Origin of the sequence: Myxococcus eversor (genome assembly GCF_010894455.1) — a bacterium.
Lineage (GTDB): Bacteria > Myxococcota > Myxococcia > Myxococcales > Myxococcaceae > Myxococcus > Myxococcus eversor.
On the sequence record NZ_JAAIXY010000042.1, the window covers coordinates 14,304 to 34,514 of the forward strand.

Sequence of the window (20,211 nt, forward strand, 5' to 3'; positions counted from 1 at the left end):
TCCAAGGGGGCGTCGTTGACGGCTGGGGGCCCTTATCGCTACAAACTTCCGGAAAGCAACGCCCAAGTCCCCTCAATTGTTCGAGGTCCGGATGCTCCGCCGCCTGTCCGCTTCCACTGCTGCGACCCTCTTGTTCCTCTCCGCCTCTGGATGCGTGAAGGAAATCTCCTCCGACGAGCGACTGGACCGCGAGACCCAGAACCTGGCTGTCAAAGACACGCCAGGGGTCTCCGAGCTCCAGAAGCTCACCTGTGACGACACCACCGACGCGCTGGGCAAGGCCCGCAACGTCAACCGCCCCGAGACTGACCGCCTCGTCGACTACATCGAGCTGTACTCCTCGCTGCGCAAGCGGACCACGACGTTCGAGGATGCGATGAACCGCAACCCGGACCTGAGCTACCGCGAGGGCAGCCAGCAGATCGTCAACGCGAAGGACACCTGCATCCAGCAGACGGCCGACGTGAAGGTCGAGTTCGAGACCTACATGCGCGAGCTGGTGGAGGTCCCCACCGTGCAGGAGATCAAGGGCGGCAACGCCGTCACCATCGCCCGGCTCGACTTCAACACCCTGCGCCAGGCGATTGAGACGCTGGAGCCCGACGACAAGGACTCCCTGCTCGGTCGCGTGGCCAACGCGGAGAAGAAGATCTCCGCCGCGTCGCCGCCTCCCGAGGACACGGGCGCCGGTGGCCGCAAGCCCCGGAAGTAGCCGCCGTCCCGGCTGACCGACGCCGGAAACGAATGAGGGCCCCGCCTCGAGTGGCGTGGGCCCTCTTTTCGTTCCACCCGGAAGCCGCCCGCGCGCCTACTCCACGCGGTAGTTGGGGGCTTCCTCGGTGATGATGACGTCGTGGACGTGGCTCTCCTTGAGCCCCGCCGAGGTGATGCGCACGAAGGTCGCGTTCTTGCGCAGGTCGTCGATGGTGCCGCAGCCCACGTAGCCCATGCCGCTGCGGATGCCGCCCAGCATCTGGTGGACGTTCATCCCGAGCGTGCCCTTGTACGGCACCCGGCCTTCGATGCCCTCGGGAACGAGCTTCACCGCGTCCACGTCCGACTGGAAGTAGCGGTCCTTGGCGCCCTGCTTCATCGCGCCCAGGCTGCCCATGCCCCGGTAGCTCTTGTAGCTGCGGCCCTGGTACAGGATGACGTCTCCAGGCGCCTCCTCGGTGCCGGCGAAGAGCGAGCCGATCATCACCGTGCTGGCTCCGGCCGCGAGCGCCTTGACGATGTCGCCCGAGTACTTGATGCCGCCATCCGAGATGATGGGGATGTCGTGCTTGTCCGCCTCGCGGCAGCAGTCATCCACCGCGGTGACTTGCGGCACGCCCACGCCGGCGACGACGCGGGTGGTGCAGATGGAGCCGGGTCCGATGCCCACCTTCACCGCGTCCACGCCCGCCATGATGAGCGCGCGGGTGGCCTCGGCGGTGGCGACGTTTCCGGCGATCAGCTCGAAGCCCTTGAAGTTCTTGCGGGTGTCGCGCACGCCGTCCACCACGCCCTTGGAGTGGCCGTGCGCGGTGTCGACGACGATGACGTCCACGCCCGCCTTCACCAACGCGTCGATGCGCGCCTCGCGGTCCGCGGACACGCCCACGGCGGCGGCGCACAGGAGCCGGCCCTTGCCGTCCTTGGCCGCGTTCGGGTTCGTCCTGCGCTTTTCGATGTCCTTGATGGTGATGAGGCCGCGCAGCTCGAAGTCGTCGTTGACGATGAGCAGCTTTTCGATTCGGTGCTCGTGCAGGAGCTTCTGCGCGTCCGCCTGGATGATGCCCTCGCGGCCGGTGACGAGCTTGCGCGTCATCACCGCTTCGACCTTCTGCGTGAGGTTGGTCTCGAAGCGCACGTCGCGGCTGGTGACGATGCCGACGAGGCGCCGGCCCTTCACCACCGGGATGCCCGACACGCCGTGGTGCCGCATCAGCTCGATGGCGCGGCCCAGCGGGGCCTCGGGGTCGATGGTGACGGGGTCCACCACCATTCCACTTTCGAACTTCTTGACCTTGGTCACCTCGAGCGCCTGCTGCTCGGGGGTCATGTTCTTGTGGATGACACCGATGCCGCCCTCTTGCGCCATGGCGATGGCGGTGCGCGACTCCGTCACCGTGTCCATCGCCGCCGACAACAGCGGGATGTTCAGGCGAAGGTTGCGCGTGAGGCGGGTCGACAGGTCCGCATCCTTGGGGACAACCGAACTTTCGGCGGGCACCAGGAGGACGTCATCGAAGGTGAGTGCGAGCCGGATCTCGGGGTTCAACATGGGCGGCGCTCCCGGGGCGAAGGGCCCACGAGGCACCAGCGCCCCGAGGGTGCGGTTCCATACGAGGTACGTTCTCGCCACGCAACCTGGAAGGGTGGACTTTTTGACGCCCGTTCACTCGCACTTCAAGCGATAATCCACCCCAGGCTTTTCACTCACGTCTCAGGAACCGGGCTTTGACGGAATCGAATCAGGCGGCGGTCGGGTTGGTCGTGAAGCTGCCATTCGCGACGCCGGAGGAGTTCCTGGCGAAGTATGGCGGCAATGTCACCCGAGGTGGCATCTACCTGCGCGCGCGCGCGGTGAAGCCACCGGGGACGGCCGTCACGCTCGACCTGCGGCTGGCGAGCGGCGAGCGCCTCATCCACGCGCAGGCCGTGGTCCACTTCGTCACCGGACAGGGAGGCCAGGGCGTGGCGGGCATGGGCCTGCGCTTCCTGGGGTTGGACCCGCAGACGCGTCGCTTCCTCGACTCGGCGGTCGCCGCCCTGCCCCACGCCCAGTCGGACGTGCCCCCGGTCCCCACCGGCGTGGGCCCCGCGGACTACACCGTCCCACCTCCGCCACAGCAGGCGAACCCCCAGGTCGTCGCCGCCCAGGCGGCTCCCCCTCCCGAGGGGACTCCGGCCGCGCCCGCGACGATGATGTCGGATGCGGCGTTGGACCTGAGCACGGCGGAGCCCAAGCGCGCCGGCGTGGTGATTGGCATCGACCTGGGCACGACGAACTCGTGCGCGGCGTATGTGCGCAACGGCAAGCCCGGGGTGCTCAACAGCCGCGAGGGCCACAACACGGTGCCCTCCATCATCGCCGTCAACACGCGCGGCAAGCTGGTGGTGGGCCACCCCGCCAAGGGGCAGATGCTCACCAACCCCCGCAACACAGTGTACGGCTCCAAGCGCCTCGTCGGGCGCGCGTACGAGTCGCCCATCGTCGCGGCCATCAAGGACAAGTTCCACTACGAGATCTCCGCCGGAGAGAACGGCGACGCGGGCGTGAAGCTCGCCGACCGCGTGTACACGCTGCAGCAGATCTCCGCGCTCATCCTGCGCGAGGTGCGGGAAGTCGCCCAGAACCAGTTGGGCCAGCCGGTGTCGCGCGCCGTCATCACCGTCCCGGCGTACTACAACGACAACCAGCGCCACGCGGTGCGCGAGGCTGGCAAGCTGGCGGGTCTCTACGTCGAGCGCATCCTCAACGAGCCCACCGCCGCGGCGCTCGCGTACGGCTACGGCCGCAAGCTCACCCAGCGCGTGCTCGTCTACGACCTGGGCGGCGGCACCTTCGACGCGTCGGTGCTGGAGCTGGCCGACAACGTCTACGAGGTCATCTCCACGGGCGGCGACACGTTCCTGGGTGGCATCGACTTCGACAACGCCATCGTCGCGTACCTGCTGGAGGAGTTTCAGAAGAAGACGGGCCGGGCCTTCCAGGGGGACCGGGTGGCCATGCAGCGCATCAACGACGCGGCGGAGCGCGCGAAGTGCGCGCTGTCGGAGCGCTCGGAGATGCGGGTGCACGTGGCCTTCGTCACGATGATTGAAGACAAGCCGTATGACCTGGACGTCACGCTGACGCGGCAGAAGCTCGTCGAGCTGACCGAGGGCCTCGTCGACCGCACCCTCCAGGTCTGCGAAGAGGTCCTCAAGGTGAAGAACCTGGGGCCCAAGGACATCGACGAGGTCATCCTCGTCGGAGGCCAGAGCCGCTTCCCGCTGGTGCACGAGAAGATTACCCGCCTCTTCAGCAAGCCGCCCAGCAAGGGCGTCCACCCGGACGAAGCGGTGGCCCTGGGCGCGGCGCTGCTGGCGCACAGCCTGGGACAGCTCGAGGGCGTGGTGCTCATCGACGTGCTGCCCATGGCCATTGGCGTGGGGCTGCCCGGCGGACGCTTCAAGGCCGTGCTGGAGCGCAACACCGCGCTGCCCTCCACCAAGAGCTACACGCTCTCCACGCACCGTGATGGCCAGACGGAGCTGGAGCTGACCGTGTTCCAGGGCGACTCCGACAAGGCGTCCGACAACGAGTACCTGGGCACGCTGAAGCTCGCGGGCCTGCCGAAGCTGCCTCGCGGCGCCGTGCAGGTGTCGGTGACCTTCGAGGTGAACAACGAGTCGCTGCTGAAAGTCACGGCGCGCGAGGCGTCCACGGCGCGTGAAGTGACGAGCACCTTCTCCACGCGCGACACACCCGACGCGGTGAAGGCGAAGCTGGCCCAGCTCGACGCGGAAGGGACGGCCGCCACCGCGCCAGGTTCGGCGTCCACGCCGACACGCACCACGAGCGCGACGACGAACCCCACGGCGGGTTCGGCTTCCACGTCGACGCGCACCACGAGCGCGACGGCGAACCCCACCGCGAGTCCGGCGCCAATGAGGGCCTCTGCGGGAGCTGCGACCACCTCGGCTCCTCGCATGGTTCCACCCAAGATCACCGCCGCGCCGCAATCCAACGTCCACGCGGTATCACCCGCGGTGAGCACGAAGGCGCGAGGCTTCGTGCGCTGGCTCAAGGGCTTGTTCGGTCGCGCCTGAGTCGTGATTTGTCGCTGAGAGTGGATCAGCTCTTCTTCCACTTTCACGCTGGGAATGAAGCTGCGTGTGGGTAGTCGTTGAGGCCCGCGATTGTCGGCCTCGCCTGTTATTAAGCCGCCGGCCGCCATCAGCCCGACGAGCTCCACACCCCCATGCATGCTCCTTTTCGAATCCTCAATGACGCCCTCCGTGCGCGCGCAGTCGGAGAGTCGTCTCGGCATCCGCTCTACACCTTCCTCGGTGAGTCCGACAGAGACGAAGCCGCGCTGAGCGCGGTGGAGTTGGAGCGGCAGGCACGGAGAATCGCCGCCGCGCTGCAAGCGCGGGGTGCCGTGGGACAGCGGGTGCTGTTGCTCTATCCGCCGGGGCTCGACTACCTCGCGGGTTTCTTTGGCTGTCTGTACGCGGGCGCCGTGGCGGTGCCGGCCTATCCTCCGGACCCGACGCGGCTGGAGCGCACCCTCCCCCGCCTGCGCGCCATCATCGAGGACGCGGAGGCCACGGTGGTGCTCACCACGTCGGGCATCCTCGGGCTGGCGGACTTCGTCTTCGAGCAGGCGCCGGACTTCCGCGCGCTCCAGTGGTTGTCCACGGATGACCTGCCGGTGGGTGGCGAGGACGCGTGGCGCGAGCCCGAGCTGGGGCCGGACACGCTGGCCTTCCTCCAGTACACGTCGGGCTCCACGGGGACGCCCAAGGGCGTGATGCTGTCGCACGCGAACCTGCTGCACAACCTGGGGCTCATCTCCGGAGCGTTCCAGGTGCGCCGCGACAGCGTGGGCGTCATCTGGCTGCCGCCGTACCACGACATGGGGTTGATTGGCGGCATCCTCCAGCCGCTGTTCGGCGGCTTCTCCGTGACGTTGATGTCGCCGATGTCCTTCCTCCAGCGGCCCATGCGCTGGCTGGAGGCCGTGTCCCGCTTCCGGGGCACCGTGAGTGGAGGCCCGAACTTCGCCTTCGAGTTGTGCGCGCGTCGTGCGTCGCCCGAGGAGGTGAAGGCGCTCGACTTGAGCTCATGGGAGGTGGCCTTCTGTGGCGCGGAGCCCATTCGCGCCGCGACGTTGGAGCGCTTCGCGGAGGTGTTCGCTCCCGCGGGCTTCCGTCGTGAGGCGTTCTATCCCTGCTATGGGCTCGCGGAGGGCACGCTCATCGTCACCGGTGAGCAGAAGGGCCGCGAGCCTCGCGTGCACCTGCTCGACGACGCCGCGCTGTCGAAGGGCACGGCCGTGCGAGCGGCCCCCGAGGCGGCGGGTGTCCGCGCGCATGTGAGCTGCGGCGCGACGCTGGCCGAGCAGCGCCTGCTCATCGTCGACCCCGAGACGAAGTTGCCGCGCGCGCCGGGCCAGGTCGGTGAGATCTGGGTGTCCGGTGGGAGCGTGGCGCAGGGGTACTGGCGCAAGCCGGAGCAGTCGAAGGAGACCTTCCAGGCACGTCCCGTGGGCGCCGAGGAGGGACCGGCCTACCTGCGCACCGGGGACCTGGGACTGCTGCTCGACGAGGGGCAGCTCGTCGTCACCGGGCGGCGCAAGGACCTCATCATCCTGCGCGGTCGCAACCTGTATCCGCAGGACGTGGAGGCCGTGGTGGAGCGCGCGCACCGGCTGGTGCGGCCCGGTGGTGTGGCGGCCTTCGGCGTCGAGACGCCGGACGGTGAGGCGCTCGCGGTGGTCGCGGAGGTGGCGCGCGAGCTGGCCGAGTCGGGAGACACCGAGGCACTGACCGCCGTGGCGGACTCGCTGCGACAGACCATTGCCCGTGAGCTGGAGGTCCAACCCAGGACGGTGGCGTTGCTCCCGCCCGGCTCCATTCCGAAGACGTCGAGCGGGAAGATTCAGCGCTTCGCCTGCCGCGCGGGGCTCGCCTCGGGTGAGCTGACCGTGCTGTGGCGCTCGGACCTGAACCTCGGGGCGGCACCCGGGGCAGCTCGGGACGAGCCCTCTGGAGCCGTGGCGTCCTCTGCCACGCCGGAACCGTCCGCGAGGACTTCGAGCCCTTCCACCGCGGAGCTGGAGCGCGCGCTTCGCGAGGAACTGGCCGCGGTGCTCGGTGCCTCCGCGGGCACCGTGGAAGTGGATGCACCGTTGACCCGACTGGGGCTGGACTCCCTGGGCGCGGCGGACCTCCAGGTGCGCATCGAGAAGCGACTGGGGGCTCGAGTCTCCGCCGCCATGCTGCTCCACAACGTCAGCCTCCAGGGCCTCATCGCCGAGCTGTCGAAGGGCGCCCAGGGTGCGCTCGCCCCAAGCTCCGGGCCCGTGGCCCGTGGCAGTACGAACGTGGGGCCCATGCCGGCCTCCTTCGCGCAGCAGCGGCTCTGGTTCATCCAGCAGCTCGAACCGGCCTCGACCGCCTACCACATCCCCCTGGCCTTCACGCTTCGCGGTCCCTTGGACACGGGGGCGCTGGAGCGCGCGATCAACGAACTGGTCCGCCGTCATGACGTCCTGCGGACCACGCTCGCGTCCAAGGACGGCGAGCTGCTCCAACATGTCCACGCGCCGACCACCGTCGCCATCGAGCGCGTCGTCACGGACGCCGATGACCTGGCGGACCGCGCCTCCGTGCTGGATGCCGTGGCCGTGCGCGACGGCCAGCGTCCCATGGACCCCGCGACGGGGCCGCTCCTTCGCTTCAGCCTCGTGTGCTTCGCGGCCGAGGACCATGCCCTCGTCGTCTCCGTGCACCACCTGATCGCCGATGGATGGACGGTGGGCCTGATGGCCCGTGAGCTGGCGACCCTCTACACGGCGTTCAGCGCGGGACAGCCCTCTCCCCTGCCCGAACCAACTCTTCAGTACGGCGACTTCGCCGCGTGGCAGCGCGAGTACCTCACCCCCCAGGCGCTCCGTCAAGAGCTGACGTGGTGGAAGCAGGCGCTCGCGGAGGCTCCGTCGCTGCTCGCCCTCCCCACGGACAGGCCTCGACCTCAGCGTCTCTCGTTCCACGGTGCGCGCCGCTCGCGCCTCCTGCCCGCGGCGCTGATGACGAAGCTCCATGCACTGGGGCGACGTGAAGGTGTCACGCCGTTCATGAGCGTGGTCGCCGCGCTGTCCACCGTCCTTCATCGCTGGAGCGGTCAGGCCGACTTCGTGCTGGGCTCGGCCGTCTCCGGACGCGAGGTCCCTGGCATTCGCGGGCTGCTGGGCGACTGCACCAACTTCATCCCGCTGCGGGTGCGGCTCCCGGCCGAGGCCACCGTGACGGGGCTGCTCGCGGCGGTGAAGCAGAGCACGCTGGGCGCGATGGCCCACGGCCATTGCCCGTTCGACCACGTGCTCGCGGCCGTGCAGCCGGGCTCGCAGCGGCGCGAGCTGTACAACGTCGCCTTCGTCCTGGACGACTACGACATTCCGCGCGACCTGGCCGTGGGCAATGGCCTGACGCTGGGTGTGTCGCTGCTGGACAACCGCACCACCGAGCTGGACCTGACCTTCGAGGCAGCGCACGGGCCCGAGGGCCTGCTCATCGGCTGCAAGTACGCGGCGGACCTCTTCGATGCGGAGACCATCGACCGGCTGCTGAGCCACCTGGAAGTCGTGGTGGGCGGCATGGTGGATGCCCCCGGCCAGCGAATCGCCGAGCTTCCGTTGATGACGGGGGCCGAGCGTCAACACGTGCTGCACGCCTGGAATCCGCGCGCCGTGGCTCCGAGTGATGGCACGTTGGTGGAGCGCTTCGAGGCGCAGGTGGACCGCACGCCGGACGCCATCGCCGTCACGTTCGAGTCCAGTCACCTGACGTACCGGGATTTGGATGCACGCGCCAACGGGCTGGCCCAGGTGCTGCTGCGCCATGGCGTGGGCCCCGATGTCCTCGTCGGCGTGTGCCTGGAGCGCGGCCTGGACCTGGTGGTGGCCCTGCTCGGCATCCTCAAGGCCGGCGGTGCCTACCTGCCGTTGGACCCGTCCTATCCGAAGGAGAACCTCGCGTTCATGCTGGAGGACGCGCAGGCGCCCGTCCTCATCACGCAGACCTCGCTGGAGGACCGCGTGCCCGCGCCCGGCGCCGCCGTGGTGCGCCTGGACGCCGAGCCGTCCATCCCCGCCGCCGCGCCGCGCCCGCCGCGCTGCAATGCCCCGAGCGACCTCGCCTACGTCATCTACACCTCCGGCTCCACGGGACGTCCCAAGGGAGTGATGGTGCGGCACGACAACGTCGTGCGCCTCTTCACCGCGACGGATGCGTGGTTCCACTTCGGGCCCGAGGACGTGTGGACCCTCTTCCACTCCTACGCGTTCGACTTCTCCGTCTGGGAGCTGTGGGGAGCGCTGCTGTATGGCGGACGGCTGGTGGTGGTGCCGTACTGGGTGAGTCGCTCGCCCGAGGCCTTCCATCGCCTGCTCGCGGACGAGCACGTCACCGTCCTCAACCAGACGCCCACCGCGTTCCGTCAGCTCATCCACGCCGAGCAGCAGGCCGCCGCGCGCGGTCCGCTCCCCACGCTGGCCCTGCGCTACGTCGTCTTCGGCGGTGAGGCGCTGGACATGGCCGCGCTGCGCCCGTGGTTCGAACGACACGGAGATGCGCGTCCGACGCTCGTCAACATGTACGGAATCACGGAGACGACGGTCCACGTCACCTACCGTCCCGTGCGGATGGAGGACGTGGAGCGCCCCTGGTCCAGCGTGATTGGCGCGCCGATTCCGGACCTTCAAATCTACCTGCTGGACGCGCTCGGACAGCCCGTGCCGGTGGGTGTCCCAGGAGAGATTCACGTCGGTGGCGCGGGCGTGGCCCGTGGCTATCTGCGGCGTCCCGAGCTGACCTCCGCGCGCTTCGTGGAAGACCGCTTCGGCACGGTGCGGGGACGCCGGCTGTACCGCGCGGGAGACCTGGCGCGCCGGCTGGCCAATGGAGACTTGGAGTACCTGGGCCGCATCGACAACCAGGTGAAGATTCGCGGCTTCCGCATCGAGCTGGGGGAAGTCGAATCGGCGTTGAGCACGCATCCCTCCGTGCGCGAGGCGGTGGTGATGGCGCGCGAGGACTCGCCCGGGGACAAGCGCCTGGCGGCGTACGTCGTCCTGGGGGACCTGGACACCACCGGCACCGTGGAGCAGACGGCGCAGTGGAAGGCCGTCTACGACGAGACCTACGCCCAGGGAGAGCGCAGCGAGGACCCCACCTTCGACATCTCCGGCTGGAACGACAGCTACACCGGAGGACCGCTCCCCGCGCCGCAGATGCGCGAGTGGGTGGACACCACGGTGCGCCAGATTCTGGCCCTGCGTCCTCGCCGGGTGCTGGAGCTGGGCTGCGGCACGGGCCTCCTGCTGTACCGGCTGGCGCCTCGCTGCGAGGCGTACTGGGGCGTCGACTTCGCCCGGCCCGCGTTGGACCGCATCGAGCGACAGAAGGAGCGCCTGGGCGAGTCCCTCCGCTCCGTCTCCCTGCTCCACCGGAGCGTGGATGACCTGTCGGGAATCGAGCCCGCCTCGTTCGACACCGTCATCCTGAACTCCGTCATCCAGTACTTCCCCAGCGGCGACTACCTGCTCCAGGTGTTGCGCGGAGCGGTGGCCGTGTTGAAGCCCGGGGGCCGCATCTTCCTGGGCGACGTGCGCAACCTGGAGCTGCTGGAGTCCTTCCGCGCCTCGGTGCGACTGCACCGCGCTCCGCCGAACCTGCCGACGTCACAGCTCCAGTACCGCGTGCAGCGCGACGTGCTGGCCGAGGAGGAGCTGGTCCTCTCGCCCACGTTCTTCACCTCGCTGCCCGCGCGAGTGCCGGGCATCTCCCGGGTAGAAGTGCTGCCCAAGCACGGGCGCTACGACAACGAGCTGAGCCGCTTCCGCTACGAGGTCATCGTCCACGTGGGCGAGGCCACCTCGGCATCGCGTCCCGAGTGGGTGGACGGTGGTGCCCTGACGCTGGAGACCCTGCGCCAGAAGCTCGAAGCCCAGCCCACGTTGATGGCCGTGCGGGGCCTGCCCAATGCCCGCGTGCTCGATGACACCCGACTGGTCTCCCTGCTGTCCGGCTCCGGCCGACCCCCGAATGTGGGGGCCCTGCGCGAGGTGCTCCGAGACTGGCCCGGCTCACGAGGCGTGGAGCCGGAGGACCTCCATGCCCTGGGCGGAGTGCTGGGCTACGACGTGAGGGTGAGCTGGGCCGGCGCGCATGCGGACGGCTCGCTGGACGTTGTCTTCACCCGGGCCGGTGAGGCCGTGCGGCTCGACCTCACGCCGGAGTCTTCTGGCGAGCTGGCTCCCGTCTCGAAGCTCGCGAACGATCCGCTGCGCGGGGCGCGAAGCGCTCGTGAAGTGGCACGCGTCCGTCAGGCCCTCACCGAGCGCTTGCCTTCGCACATGGTGCCGTCGGCCTTCGTCGTGCTGCCGTCGCTGCCGCTGACCCCCAGCGGCAAGGTGAACCGTGGCGCGCTGCCCGCTCCGGAGGCGGACCGCTCCGTCATCGAAGACGAGTACCTGGCGCCGCGAAATCCCACCGAGGAGGCCATCGCCCGCATCTTCTCCGAGGTGCTGGGCCACTCCCGCGTCGGTGCGCGAGATGACTTCTTCGCGCTCGGCGGACACTCGTTGCTCGCCACGCAGGTGGTGACGCGGTTGCGCGCGCAGCTCGGCGTCTCGCTGTCCCTTCGAGCCCTCTTCGAGGCCCCCACCGTCGAAAGGCTCTCCGAGCGCATCGCTCCACTCCAGGGCGCGACGTCGGTCGAGGCAGTGCCCCTGGAGCGACTGGCTCGCTCTGGAGCGGTGGACACGCTCGCCGTGTCGTTCGCGCAGCAGCGCCTCTGGTTCCTGGAGCAGCTCCAGCCCGGACAGGCCGCGTACAACATCCCCGTGGCGCTGCGGCTGACGGGGCGACTCGACGTCGAGTCCCTGCGTCGGACCTTCGCGGAGGTCGTCCGTCGGCACGAGCCACTGCGAACGACCTTCGCCTCACGCGACGGCCAGCCCGTGCAGCTCGTCCACCCGGCGCCCGCGTCCTGGCCCCTGGCCGTCGAGGACCTGAGCACGCTGGAGGCCGCCGCACGCGAGGCCGCCGTGAAGCGCCGTGTCTCCGAGGAGGCGCACCACGCGTTCGACCTGGAGCACGGTCCCCTGCTGCGCACCGCGCTGCTCCGACTGGGCGCCGAGGAGCACCTGCTCCTCCTGTGCATGCACCACATCGTCTCCGACGGTTGGTCCATGGGCGTGCTCGTGCGCGAGGTCGCCATGCTCTATGCGGCCCTCTCCGCGAATCGCCCGGTGGATCTCCCCACGCTGCCGGTCCAGTACGCGGACTACGCCGCGTGGCAGCGACGCCTGCTGGAGAACGCCGCCGAGAGCACCCAGCTCGAAGCGTGGCGCGCGCACGTCCAGGGGACTCCGGTCCTGGAGCTGCCGACGGACTTCTCGCGTCCCGCCGTGCGCACCTCGCGTGGCGCGACCGAGTTCTTCACGGTGCCAGCCGACCTGGTCGCCAAGCTGGAGAAGCTGGGCCAGGCCGAGGGCTCCACGCTCTTCATGGTGCTGCTCGCGGGCTGGCAGACGCTGCTGGCGCGGTACTCCGGCCAGACGGACTTCTGCGTGGGCACCCCCGTGGCCCATCGCACGCGGCCGGAGCTGGAGGGGCTGATCGGCTTCTTCGTCAACACGCTCGCGCTGCGGGCACGGCTGGATGGCGACCCGACCTTCTTGGACCTGTTGAGCCGGGTGCGCGAAGAGTCCCTCGCGGCCTTCGCACACCAGGACGTGCCGTTTGATCGGCTCGTCGAGGCGCTGGGCGGCGAGCGCGACCTGTCACGCACGCCCGTGTTCCAGTCGGTCTTCGTCCTCCAGAACGCCCCGCTGCGGCCTCCGTCGCTGCCAGGCCTGAGCGTGGACCTCCTGCCCACGGCGACGGACACCTCCAAGTTCGACGTCACCGTCTCGCTGATGGAGCGCGCGGGCACGCTCGTGGGTCAGCTCGAATACAGCCTGGACCTCTTCACCCCGGACACGGCGCGGAGACTGGTCGACCACTTCCAGCGACTGCTGCGCGGCGTGGTGGAGGACGCTCGACGCAGGCTCTCCGCGCTGCCGCTGATGTCCGAGGCCGAGCGGCATCAGGTCATCGTCGCCTGGAATGCTACCCGCGCCGAGTACCCCTCGGAGACGACGCTGCATGAGCGCATCTCCGTGCACGCTCGGGCCACTCCGGACGCCGTCGCCGTGGTGCACCAGGGACAGGTGCTCCGCTACACGGAGCTGGAGGCTCGCTCCAACCAGCTCGCTCGCCACCTGCTGGCCCAGGGCCTGGGGGCGGAGCCTCGCGTGGGCTTGTGCCTGCCGCGAAGCACGGAGCTCGTGATCGCGATGCTCGGTGTCCTGAAGGCCGGTGGCTGCTACGTGCCCCTGGACCCGGCCTGGCCCGAGCAACGACTGGCCTTCGTTGTCGCGGACGCCGGTCTCTCCACCGTGCTCACGCTGGAGTCTCTCGCCTCGGTGCTTCCGGCGGGCTCGCCGTCCCGCGTGTGCCTGGACTCCGAATGGGCGCTGATGGCCCGCCAGTCGACGGACGCGGTGACGCTCCAGACGAGTCCGGACCAACTCGCCTACGTCACCTATACCTCCGGCTCGACGGGCATGCCCAAGGGCGTGGCCATCACCCACCGGGCCGTGCTGCGTCTGGCGTCGGGCTTGAGCCTCGCAACGGGGCCCGAGGACGTCGTCCTCCAGATCTCCTCCCCCACGTTCGACCCGCTCGCATTGGAGGTCTGGACCGCGCTGTTGGCCGGCGCTCGACTCGTCGTGTACCCGGCTCAGACGCCCGAGGTGACGGAGCTCGCACAGCTCCTCGTCGAGCAGCAGGTGACCGCCGCCGTGCTCCCCACGGCGTTGTTCGACGTCATGCAGCAACAACAGCCGGAGGCGCTCGCCCAGGTGCCTCGGCTGATCGTCGGCGGTGACGTGCTACCGGTTCCCAGGGCCCGGGAGCGACTGGCGCGGGGCCGCTCGCTCATCAACGCCTATGGCCCCACCGAAGTCTCTGTCGCCACCACGCGACACGCGCTGAATCCCGGGGACACGCTGGGCGACGCCATTCCCATCGGTCGCCCCCTGGCCAACACCCAGGTCTACGTCGTCGACGCGAGCCTGCGGCCCGTGCCCGTGGGCGTTCCAGGCCAGCTGCTCATCGGCGGCGCGGGACTCGCGCGGGGCTACCAGGGACAGCCCGCGCTCACCGCCGAGCGCTTCGTCCCGAATCCCTTCGCCTCCACGCCCGGTGAGCGGCTGTACCGCTCCGGAGACCGCGTGCGCTGGAGTCAGGACGGGACACTCGAGTTCCTGGGCCGCATCGACTTCCAGGTGAAGGTGCGGGGCTTCCGCATCGAGCTGGGTGAAGTGGAGTCCGCGCTGCGTGCGCACCCCGACGTCGGCGAAGCCATCGCGCTGGTCCGCGAGGACGTACCGGGCGACAAGCGATTGGTGGCCTACGTCTCGCCGGCCACGGTGGACACGGGCTCACTGCGCGCCCACCTGCGCCAGCGCCTCCCCGAATACATGGTGCCGAGCGCCTTCGTGGCACTGGAGGCCTTGCCCCAGACGTCCCATGGCAAGGTGGACCGCAAGGCCCTACCAACTCCGGACTTCGCCTCCGGTGCCTCGGACTTCGAGGCGCCTCGGACAGACCTGGAGCGGCAACTCGCGGAGGTGTTCCGCGAGGTCCTGCGCGTGGAGCGCGTGGGACGGCACGATGACTTCTTCCTGCTCGGAGGGCACTCGCTGCTGGCCACGCAGGTGGTGACGCGACTGCGCGCGCGGCTGGGTGGCGCACTGTCCCTGCGAGCCTTCTTCGAGGCTCCGACCGTGGCACGGCTCTCGGAGAAACTCGAAGCCACGCGCGCGGAGACCAACGCCGAGCTGCCGCCCCTGTCCGTCCTGCCCCGTGGCTCCGAGGGAATGGAGCTGTCCTTCGCCCAGCAGCGGCTGTGGTTCCTGGACCAGCTCCAGCCGGGCCTCGTCGCGTTCAACATGCCCGCCGCGCTGCGCCTGCGTGGCGCGCTCCAGGTGGACGTGCTGCGCCGTGCCTTCGGGGAAGTCACTCGTCGTCACGAAGCGCTGCGCACCACCTTCTCGTCCCGCGAGGGACAGCCCGTGCAGCACATTCATCCGGCGCCCGAGTCCTGGCCCCTGGCCATCGAGGACCTGAGCGCGCTGGAGCCCTCCGCGCGTGAGGCCACCGCCGCGCGTCGCATCAGCGAAGAGGCCCACCGGCCCTTCGATCTGGAACACGGCCCGCTGCTGCGCACCGCGCTGCTGAAGCTCGGGGAGCAGGAGCACGTCCTCCTGCTGTGCATGCACCACATCATCGCGGACGGCTGGTCCGTGGACGTGCTGGTGCGCGAGGTCGCCGAGGTCCACTCGGCGCTCCTGGAGAACCGGAGCGCGGCGCTTCCGGAGCTGCCGGTGCAGTACGCCGACTACGCGGCGTGGCAGCGGCGCGTGCTGAAGGACAGCACGGTGAGCGCGCAGGTCGACTGGTGGCGCGAACGACTCCAGGACGCTCCGGTGTTGGAGCTTCCCACGGACCATGCGCGTCCCGCATCGCGCGGCTTCGGGGGGGCCACGCACTCCTTCACCCTCCCCATGGATCTGGTGTCGAGCCTGGAAGCCCTGGGCCGCGAACAGGGCGCCACCCTCTTCATGGTGTTGATGACCGGCTGGCAGGCGTTGCTGGCGCGGTACTCCGGGCAGCGTGACTTCACCACTGGAACCACGGTGGGTCACCGCGAGCGTCCCGAGCTGGAAGGGTTGATCGGCTTCTTCGTCAACACCGTCCCGCTGCGCTTCCAGTGGAACGACGAGGACCCCACCGTCACCACCATGGTGCAGCGGGTGAAGGAGGTCGCCCTGACGGCCTTCTCGCACCAGGACGCGCCGTTCGACCGTGTCGTGGAGGCCCTCGGTGGCGAGCGGGACTTGTCGCGCACGCCGCTGTTCCAGACGCTCTTCGTGCTCCAGAACACTCCGATGAGGGCTCCGTCCCTCTCGGGCATGCAGGTGGACCTGCTGCCGTCCGCGACGAAGACCGCACGCTACGACCTCACGCTGTCCCTGATGGAGCGCGAGGGCTCGCTGGAGGGGCAGCTCGAATACAGCACCGAGCTCTTCACCGAAGCCACGATTCGCCGGATGGCGGACCACCTGCGCGTGGTGCTCGACTCGGTGGCTCGAGGGAGCCGGGAGCAGCGCCTCAGCCAGTTGCCCCTGATGACCGAGGCCGAGCGTCATCAACTCCTCCACGAGTGGAACGACACGCGGGTGGACCTGCCCGCGGTGGCGACGATTCCCGCGCTGTTCTCCGCGCAGGTTGCCCGCACTCCGACGTCGGTGGCCGTGGAGCATGAGGGCCGGACGCTCACGTACGCGCAGCTCGACGAGCGCTCCAACCAGCTCGCGCATCACCTGCGCACGCTGGGCCTGGGCGCGGAGTCGCGCGTGGGCGTGTGCCTCCACCGAAGCCTGGAGATGGTCGTGGGGGTGCTCGGCATCCTCAAGGCCGGTGGCTGCTACGTACCGTTGGACCCGTCGTACCCGGCACACCGGCTCTCCTTCCTGTTCGAGGACTCGAGCGTGGCGGCGGTGCTCACGCAGGAGTCGCTGGCGGACGAGCTGCCCGCGGGCTCCCAGCCCCTGGTGTGCCTGGACTCCGAATGGAGCGTCATCGCGCGGCAGCCCACGCACGCGGTGAGCGCGGACATCGGACCGGACCACCTCGCGTACGTCACATACACCTCCGGCTCCACGGGAACGCCCAAGGGCGTGGCCATTCCCCATCGAGGCGTGGTGCGCCTGCTGACCGGCGCGCGCTTCGTCGACCTGGGCCTCAAGGAAGTGGTGCTTCAGCTCGCGCCGCTGGCGTTCGACGCATCCACGCTTGAGCTGTGGGGCGCGCTGCTGCACGGCGGACGGCTGGTCATCTACCCGCACGCGGCGACGGACCTGAAGGAGCTGGGCCAGGTGCTGGTCCAGCACGAGGTGTCCCTCCTCTGGTTGACGGCCGCGCTGTTCGACCAGATGCAGCAGCACCAGCCGGAGGCCCTGGCCCGGGTGCCACAACTCCTCGCGGGAGGCGACGTGCTCTCCGCGCCCCGCGTGCGCGAGCGGCTGGCCAGCGGACGGGGCTTGGTGAACGGCTACGGCCCCACCGAAGGAACCACCTTCACCGCGTGCCATCGGCTGGCACCAGATGACGAGGTGGGCGCGTCCGCCCCCATCGGCCGGCCCATCGGAAACACCCAGGTCTTCGTCCTCGACGAGTCCATGCAGCCCGTGCCCGTGGGCGTGCCGGGTGAGCTGTTCATCGGCGGAGACGGTCTGGCCCGAGGCTATCTGGGTCAGCCCTCGCTCACGGCCGAGCGCTTCGTTCCCCACCCCTTCGCCTCCACGCCGGGCGCGCGGCTGTACCGCTCCGGAGACCGGGTGCGCTGGGCCGAGGACGGCGCCCTCCGCTTCCTGGGCCGCACGGACTTCCAGGTGAAGGTGCGTGGGTTCCGCATCGAGCTGGGCGAGGTCGAAGCCTCGCTGCGGGCCCATCCGGGAGTGCTCGAAGCCACCGCGGTGGTGCGCGAGGACTCACCGGGCGACAAGCGACTGGTGGCGTACGTGGTGCCCTCGACGCTGGAGAGCGGCGCACTGCGTGAGCACCTGCGTCGGCAGTTGCCGGAGTACATGGTGCCGACCGCGTTCGTCGCGCTCGACGCCCTGCCCCTGTCGTCCAACGGCAAGGTGGACCGCAAGGCCCTGCCGGCACCGGAAGTGTCCTCTGCATCACCGGTGTCCGAGGAGGCACTCCCCCTCCTCCAGCAGCAGCTCGCGGCCCTGTTCCGCGAGGTGCTGAAGGTGGACCGGGTGGCACCGGATGATGACTTCTTCGAGCTGGGAGGCCACTCGCTGCTGGCCACACAGCTGGTGACGCGAGTGCGCGCGCGGCTGGATGTGGACCTGCCGCTTCGCGTGTTGTTCGAGGCCCCCACGCTGGCGGGGCTCGCGCAGCGCATCGAAGCCCTCATGCTGCATGCCTCGCGCACGTCGATGCCGCCGCTGCTGACGGTGGCCCGCGACGAGGCGATGCCCCTGTCCTTCGCCCAGCAGCGCATGTGGCTCCTGGACCAGCTCCAGCCGGGCCAGGCCGTCTACAACGTGCCCGTGGCGCTGAAGCTGTCGGGCACGCTCGACGTGGACGTGTTGAGGGAAACCTTCGCCGCGCTGGTCCTCCGGCATGAGGTGCTCCGCACCACCTTCGCCGCCCGGGAGGGACTGCCGTTCCAGCGCATCCAACCGGCGCCGACGCGTTGGTCTCTGCCTGTTGAAGACCTGAGCGCGCTGGAGCCGACCCAACGAGAGGCCGCGCTCCGCAAACGAATGGTCGAGGAGGCGCACCACCGCTTCGACCTTCAGCAGGGCCCACTGCTGCGCACGGTGGTCGTGCGCACCGAGCCCGCGGAGCACGTCCTGTTGCTGTGCATGCACCACATCGTCTCGGACGGCTGGTCCATGGGTGTGCTGGTGCGAGAGGTGGCAGCGCTCTACGAGGCCATCGCCGAGGGCCGCGAACCCACCCTGCCCGAGCTGCCCGTGCAGTACGCCGACTTCGCGGCGTGGCAGCGGCAGTGGGTGAAGTCCGAGGGCATCCAGGGCCAGCTCGAAGCCCTGCGCGCTCGCTTCGTCGGAGCCCCCGCGCTGGAGCTGCCGGCGGACACCGTGCGTCCCGCGACTCGGACGATTCGGGGCGGCAGTCACTTCTTCACGCTGCCGCCGGAGCTGGTGGTGGAGCTGGAGAAGCTCGCTCGCGCCGAGGGGGCCACGCTGTTCATGGTCCTGTTGGCCGCGTTCGAGGTGTTGCTGGCGCGCTACTCCGGGCAGCAGGACTTCTGCGTTGGAAGTCCCGTGGCCCAGCGCACCCGGTCCGAGTTGGAGCCGCTCATCGGCTTCTTCGTCAACACGCTGGTGCTGCGCGCCCGCGTCGACGGCAACCCGACCTTCACCGAGCTGGTGGCACGAGTCCGTGAGGAATCGCTGGCCGCCTACGTCCACCAGGACGTGCCGTTCGACCAGCTCGTGGAGTCGCTCGGTGGTGAGCGCGAGGGCCGAAGGTCTCCGCTCGTCCAGGTCATGTTCGCGTTGCAGAACGCGCCCATGCAGCCCCCCGCGCTGCCCGGCGTCCAGGTGGACGTCCTGAAGACCACGACGGACACCGCGCGGCTCGACCTCACGATGTCCCTGATGGAACAGCAGGACGGCGGACTCGACGGTGCACTGGAGTTCAGCCTCGACCTGTTCTCCGCCGCTTCCGCCGAGCGACTGGGCCGACACTTCCGCGTCCTGTTGGAGACCGTGGTCCGTGATGCCAGCCGGCCCATTGGACAGCTTCCGTTGATGGGCGAGGAGGAGCGGCGCCAGGTGCTGGTGGAGTTCCAGGGCCGCACCGAGCCCTTCCCGCGCGATGTGTCCCTGCACTCGCTCATCGAGGCCCAGGTCCTTCGTACTCCTGGCGCGGAGGCTGTCCGCTTCGAGGACTCCGCTCTCTCCTTCGCCCAGCTCGACGCTCGCGCCAATCAGCTCGCGTGGCACCTGCGCTCTCTCGGCGCTCGGCCCGGTGTCCTCGTCGGTGTCTTCCTGGAGCGCTCGCTCGACCTCGTCGTCGCGCTCCTCGCCGTCCTCAAGTCCGGCGCCGCCTACGTCCCCCTGGACCCGGCCTACCCCCGCGAGCGCCTCGCTGGAATGCTGGAGGACGCCGACGCTCCCGTCCTCGTCACCCACGAGCACCTCAAAGCCGTCCTCCCTCCTCACGCCTCCCGCGTGCTGTGCCTCGACTCCGACTCGGCCGCCGTCTCTCGCCAGCCCACCACGACTCCTCCGCCCCTGGCCGGCGCTGACTCGCTCGCCTACGTCATCTTCACCTCGGGCTCCACTGGCCGCCCCAAGGGCGCCATGAATGCCCACTCCGGCATCGTCAACCGCCTCCTGTGGATGCAGCAGCAGTACGAGTTGACGGCTTCAGACACCGTCCTTCAGAAGACTCCCTTCTCCTTCGACGTCTCCGTCTGGGAGTTCTTCTGGCCCCTCCTCACCGGCGCTCGCCTCGTCCTCGCCAGGCCCGGTGGACACCAGGACCCCGCCTACCTCGTCCGCCTCATCGCCGAGCAGCGTGTCTCCACCGCCCACTTCGTCCCCTCCATGCTCCGCGCCTTCCTGGAGGAGCCGGGCATTGAGAAGCTCTCCGGACTGCGTCGCGTCGTGTGCAGCGGTGAGGCCCTCACCGCCGACCTCGTGACTCGCGCCCACTCGCGCCTGCCGGCTTCCGCCGAGGTCCACAACCTCTACGGCCCCACCGAGGCCGCCGTCGACGTCTCCTTCTTCCACTGCGCTCGCGGCTCCTCCCGCTCCTCCGTCCCCATCGGCGGGCCCGTCGCCAACACCCGCC

The 20,211-nt window shown here is 69.6% G+C and carries 4 protein-coding genes; 3 read left to right on the forward strand and 1 reads right to left on the reverse strand.

Features of this window, described 5'->3' with window-relative positions; all coding sequences use genetic code 11:
* The first annotated feature begins 91 nt into the window (after window positions 1–91).
* A complete protein-coding gene (locus G4D83_RS44785; RefSeq protein WP_205522867.1) occupies window positions 92–712 on the forward strand; it encodes a hypothetical protein in 621 nt (206 codons plus the stop codon).
* 96 nt (window positions 713–808) lie between these two features.
* On the opposite strand, the gene guaB is transcribed toward G4D83_RS44785, so the two are convergent.
* On the reverse strand, window positions 809–2,266 hold the full coding sequence (gene guaB, locus G4D83_RS44790; protein WP_163871105.1) for an IMP dehydrogenase: 1,458 nt from the start codon (window positions 2,264–2,266) through the stop codon (window positions 809–811).
* A 176-nt stretch (window positions 2,267–2,442) separates the two neighbouring features.
* Here guaB and G4D83_RS44795 point away from each other — a divergent pair, with 176 nt between their 5' ends.
* Together G4D83_RS44795 and G4D83_RS44800 are read left to right on the forward strand one after the other, a co-directional pair.
* Window positions 2,443–4,800, forward strand: a complete 2,358-nt coding sequence (locus G4D83_RS44795; protein ID WP_163871106.1) for a TIGR02266 family protein — start codon at window positions 2,443–2,445, stop codon at window positions 4,798–4,800.
* Window positions 4,801–4,952: 152 nt separating this feature from the next.
* The coding region (locus G4D83_RS44800) for a non-ribosomal peptide synthetase (RefSeq protein WP_163871107.1) at window positions 4,953–20,211 on the forward strand (15,259 nt) is incomplete at its 3' end.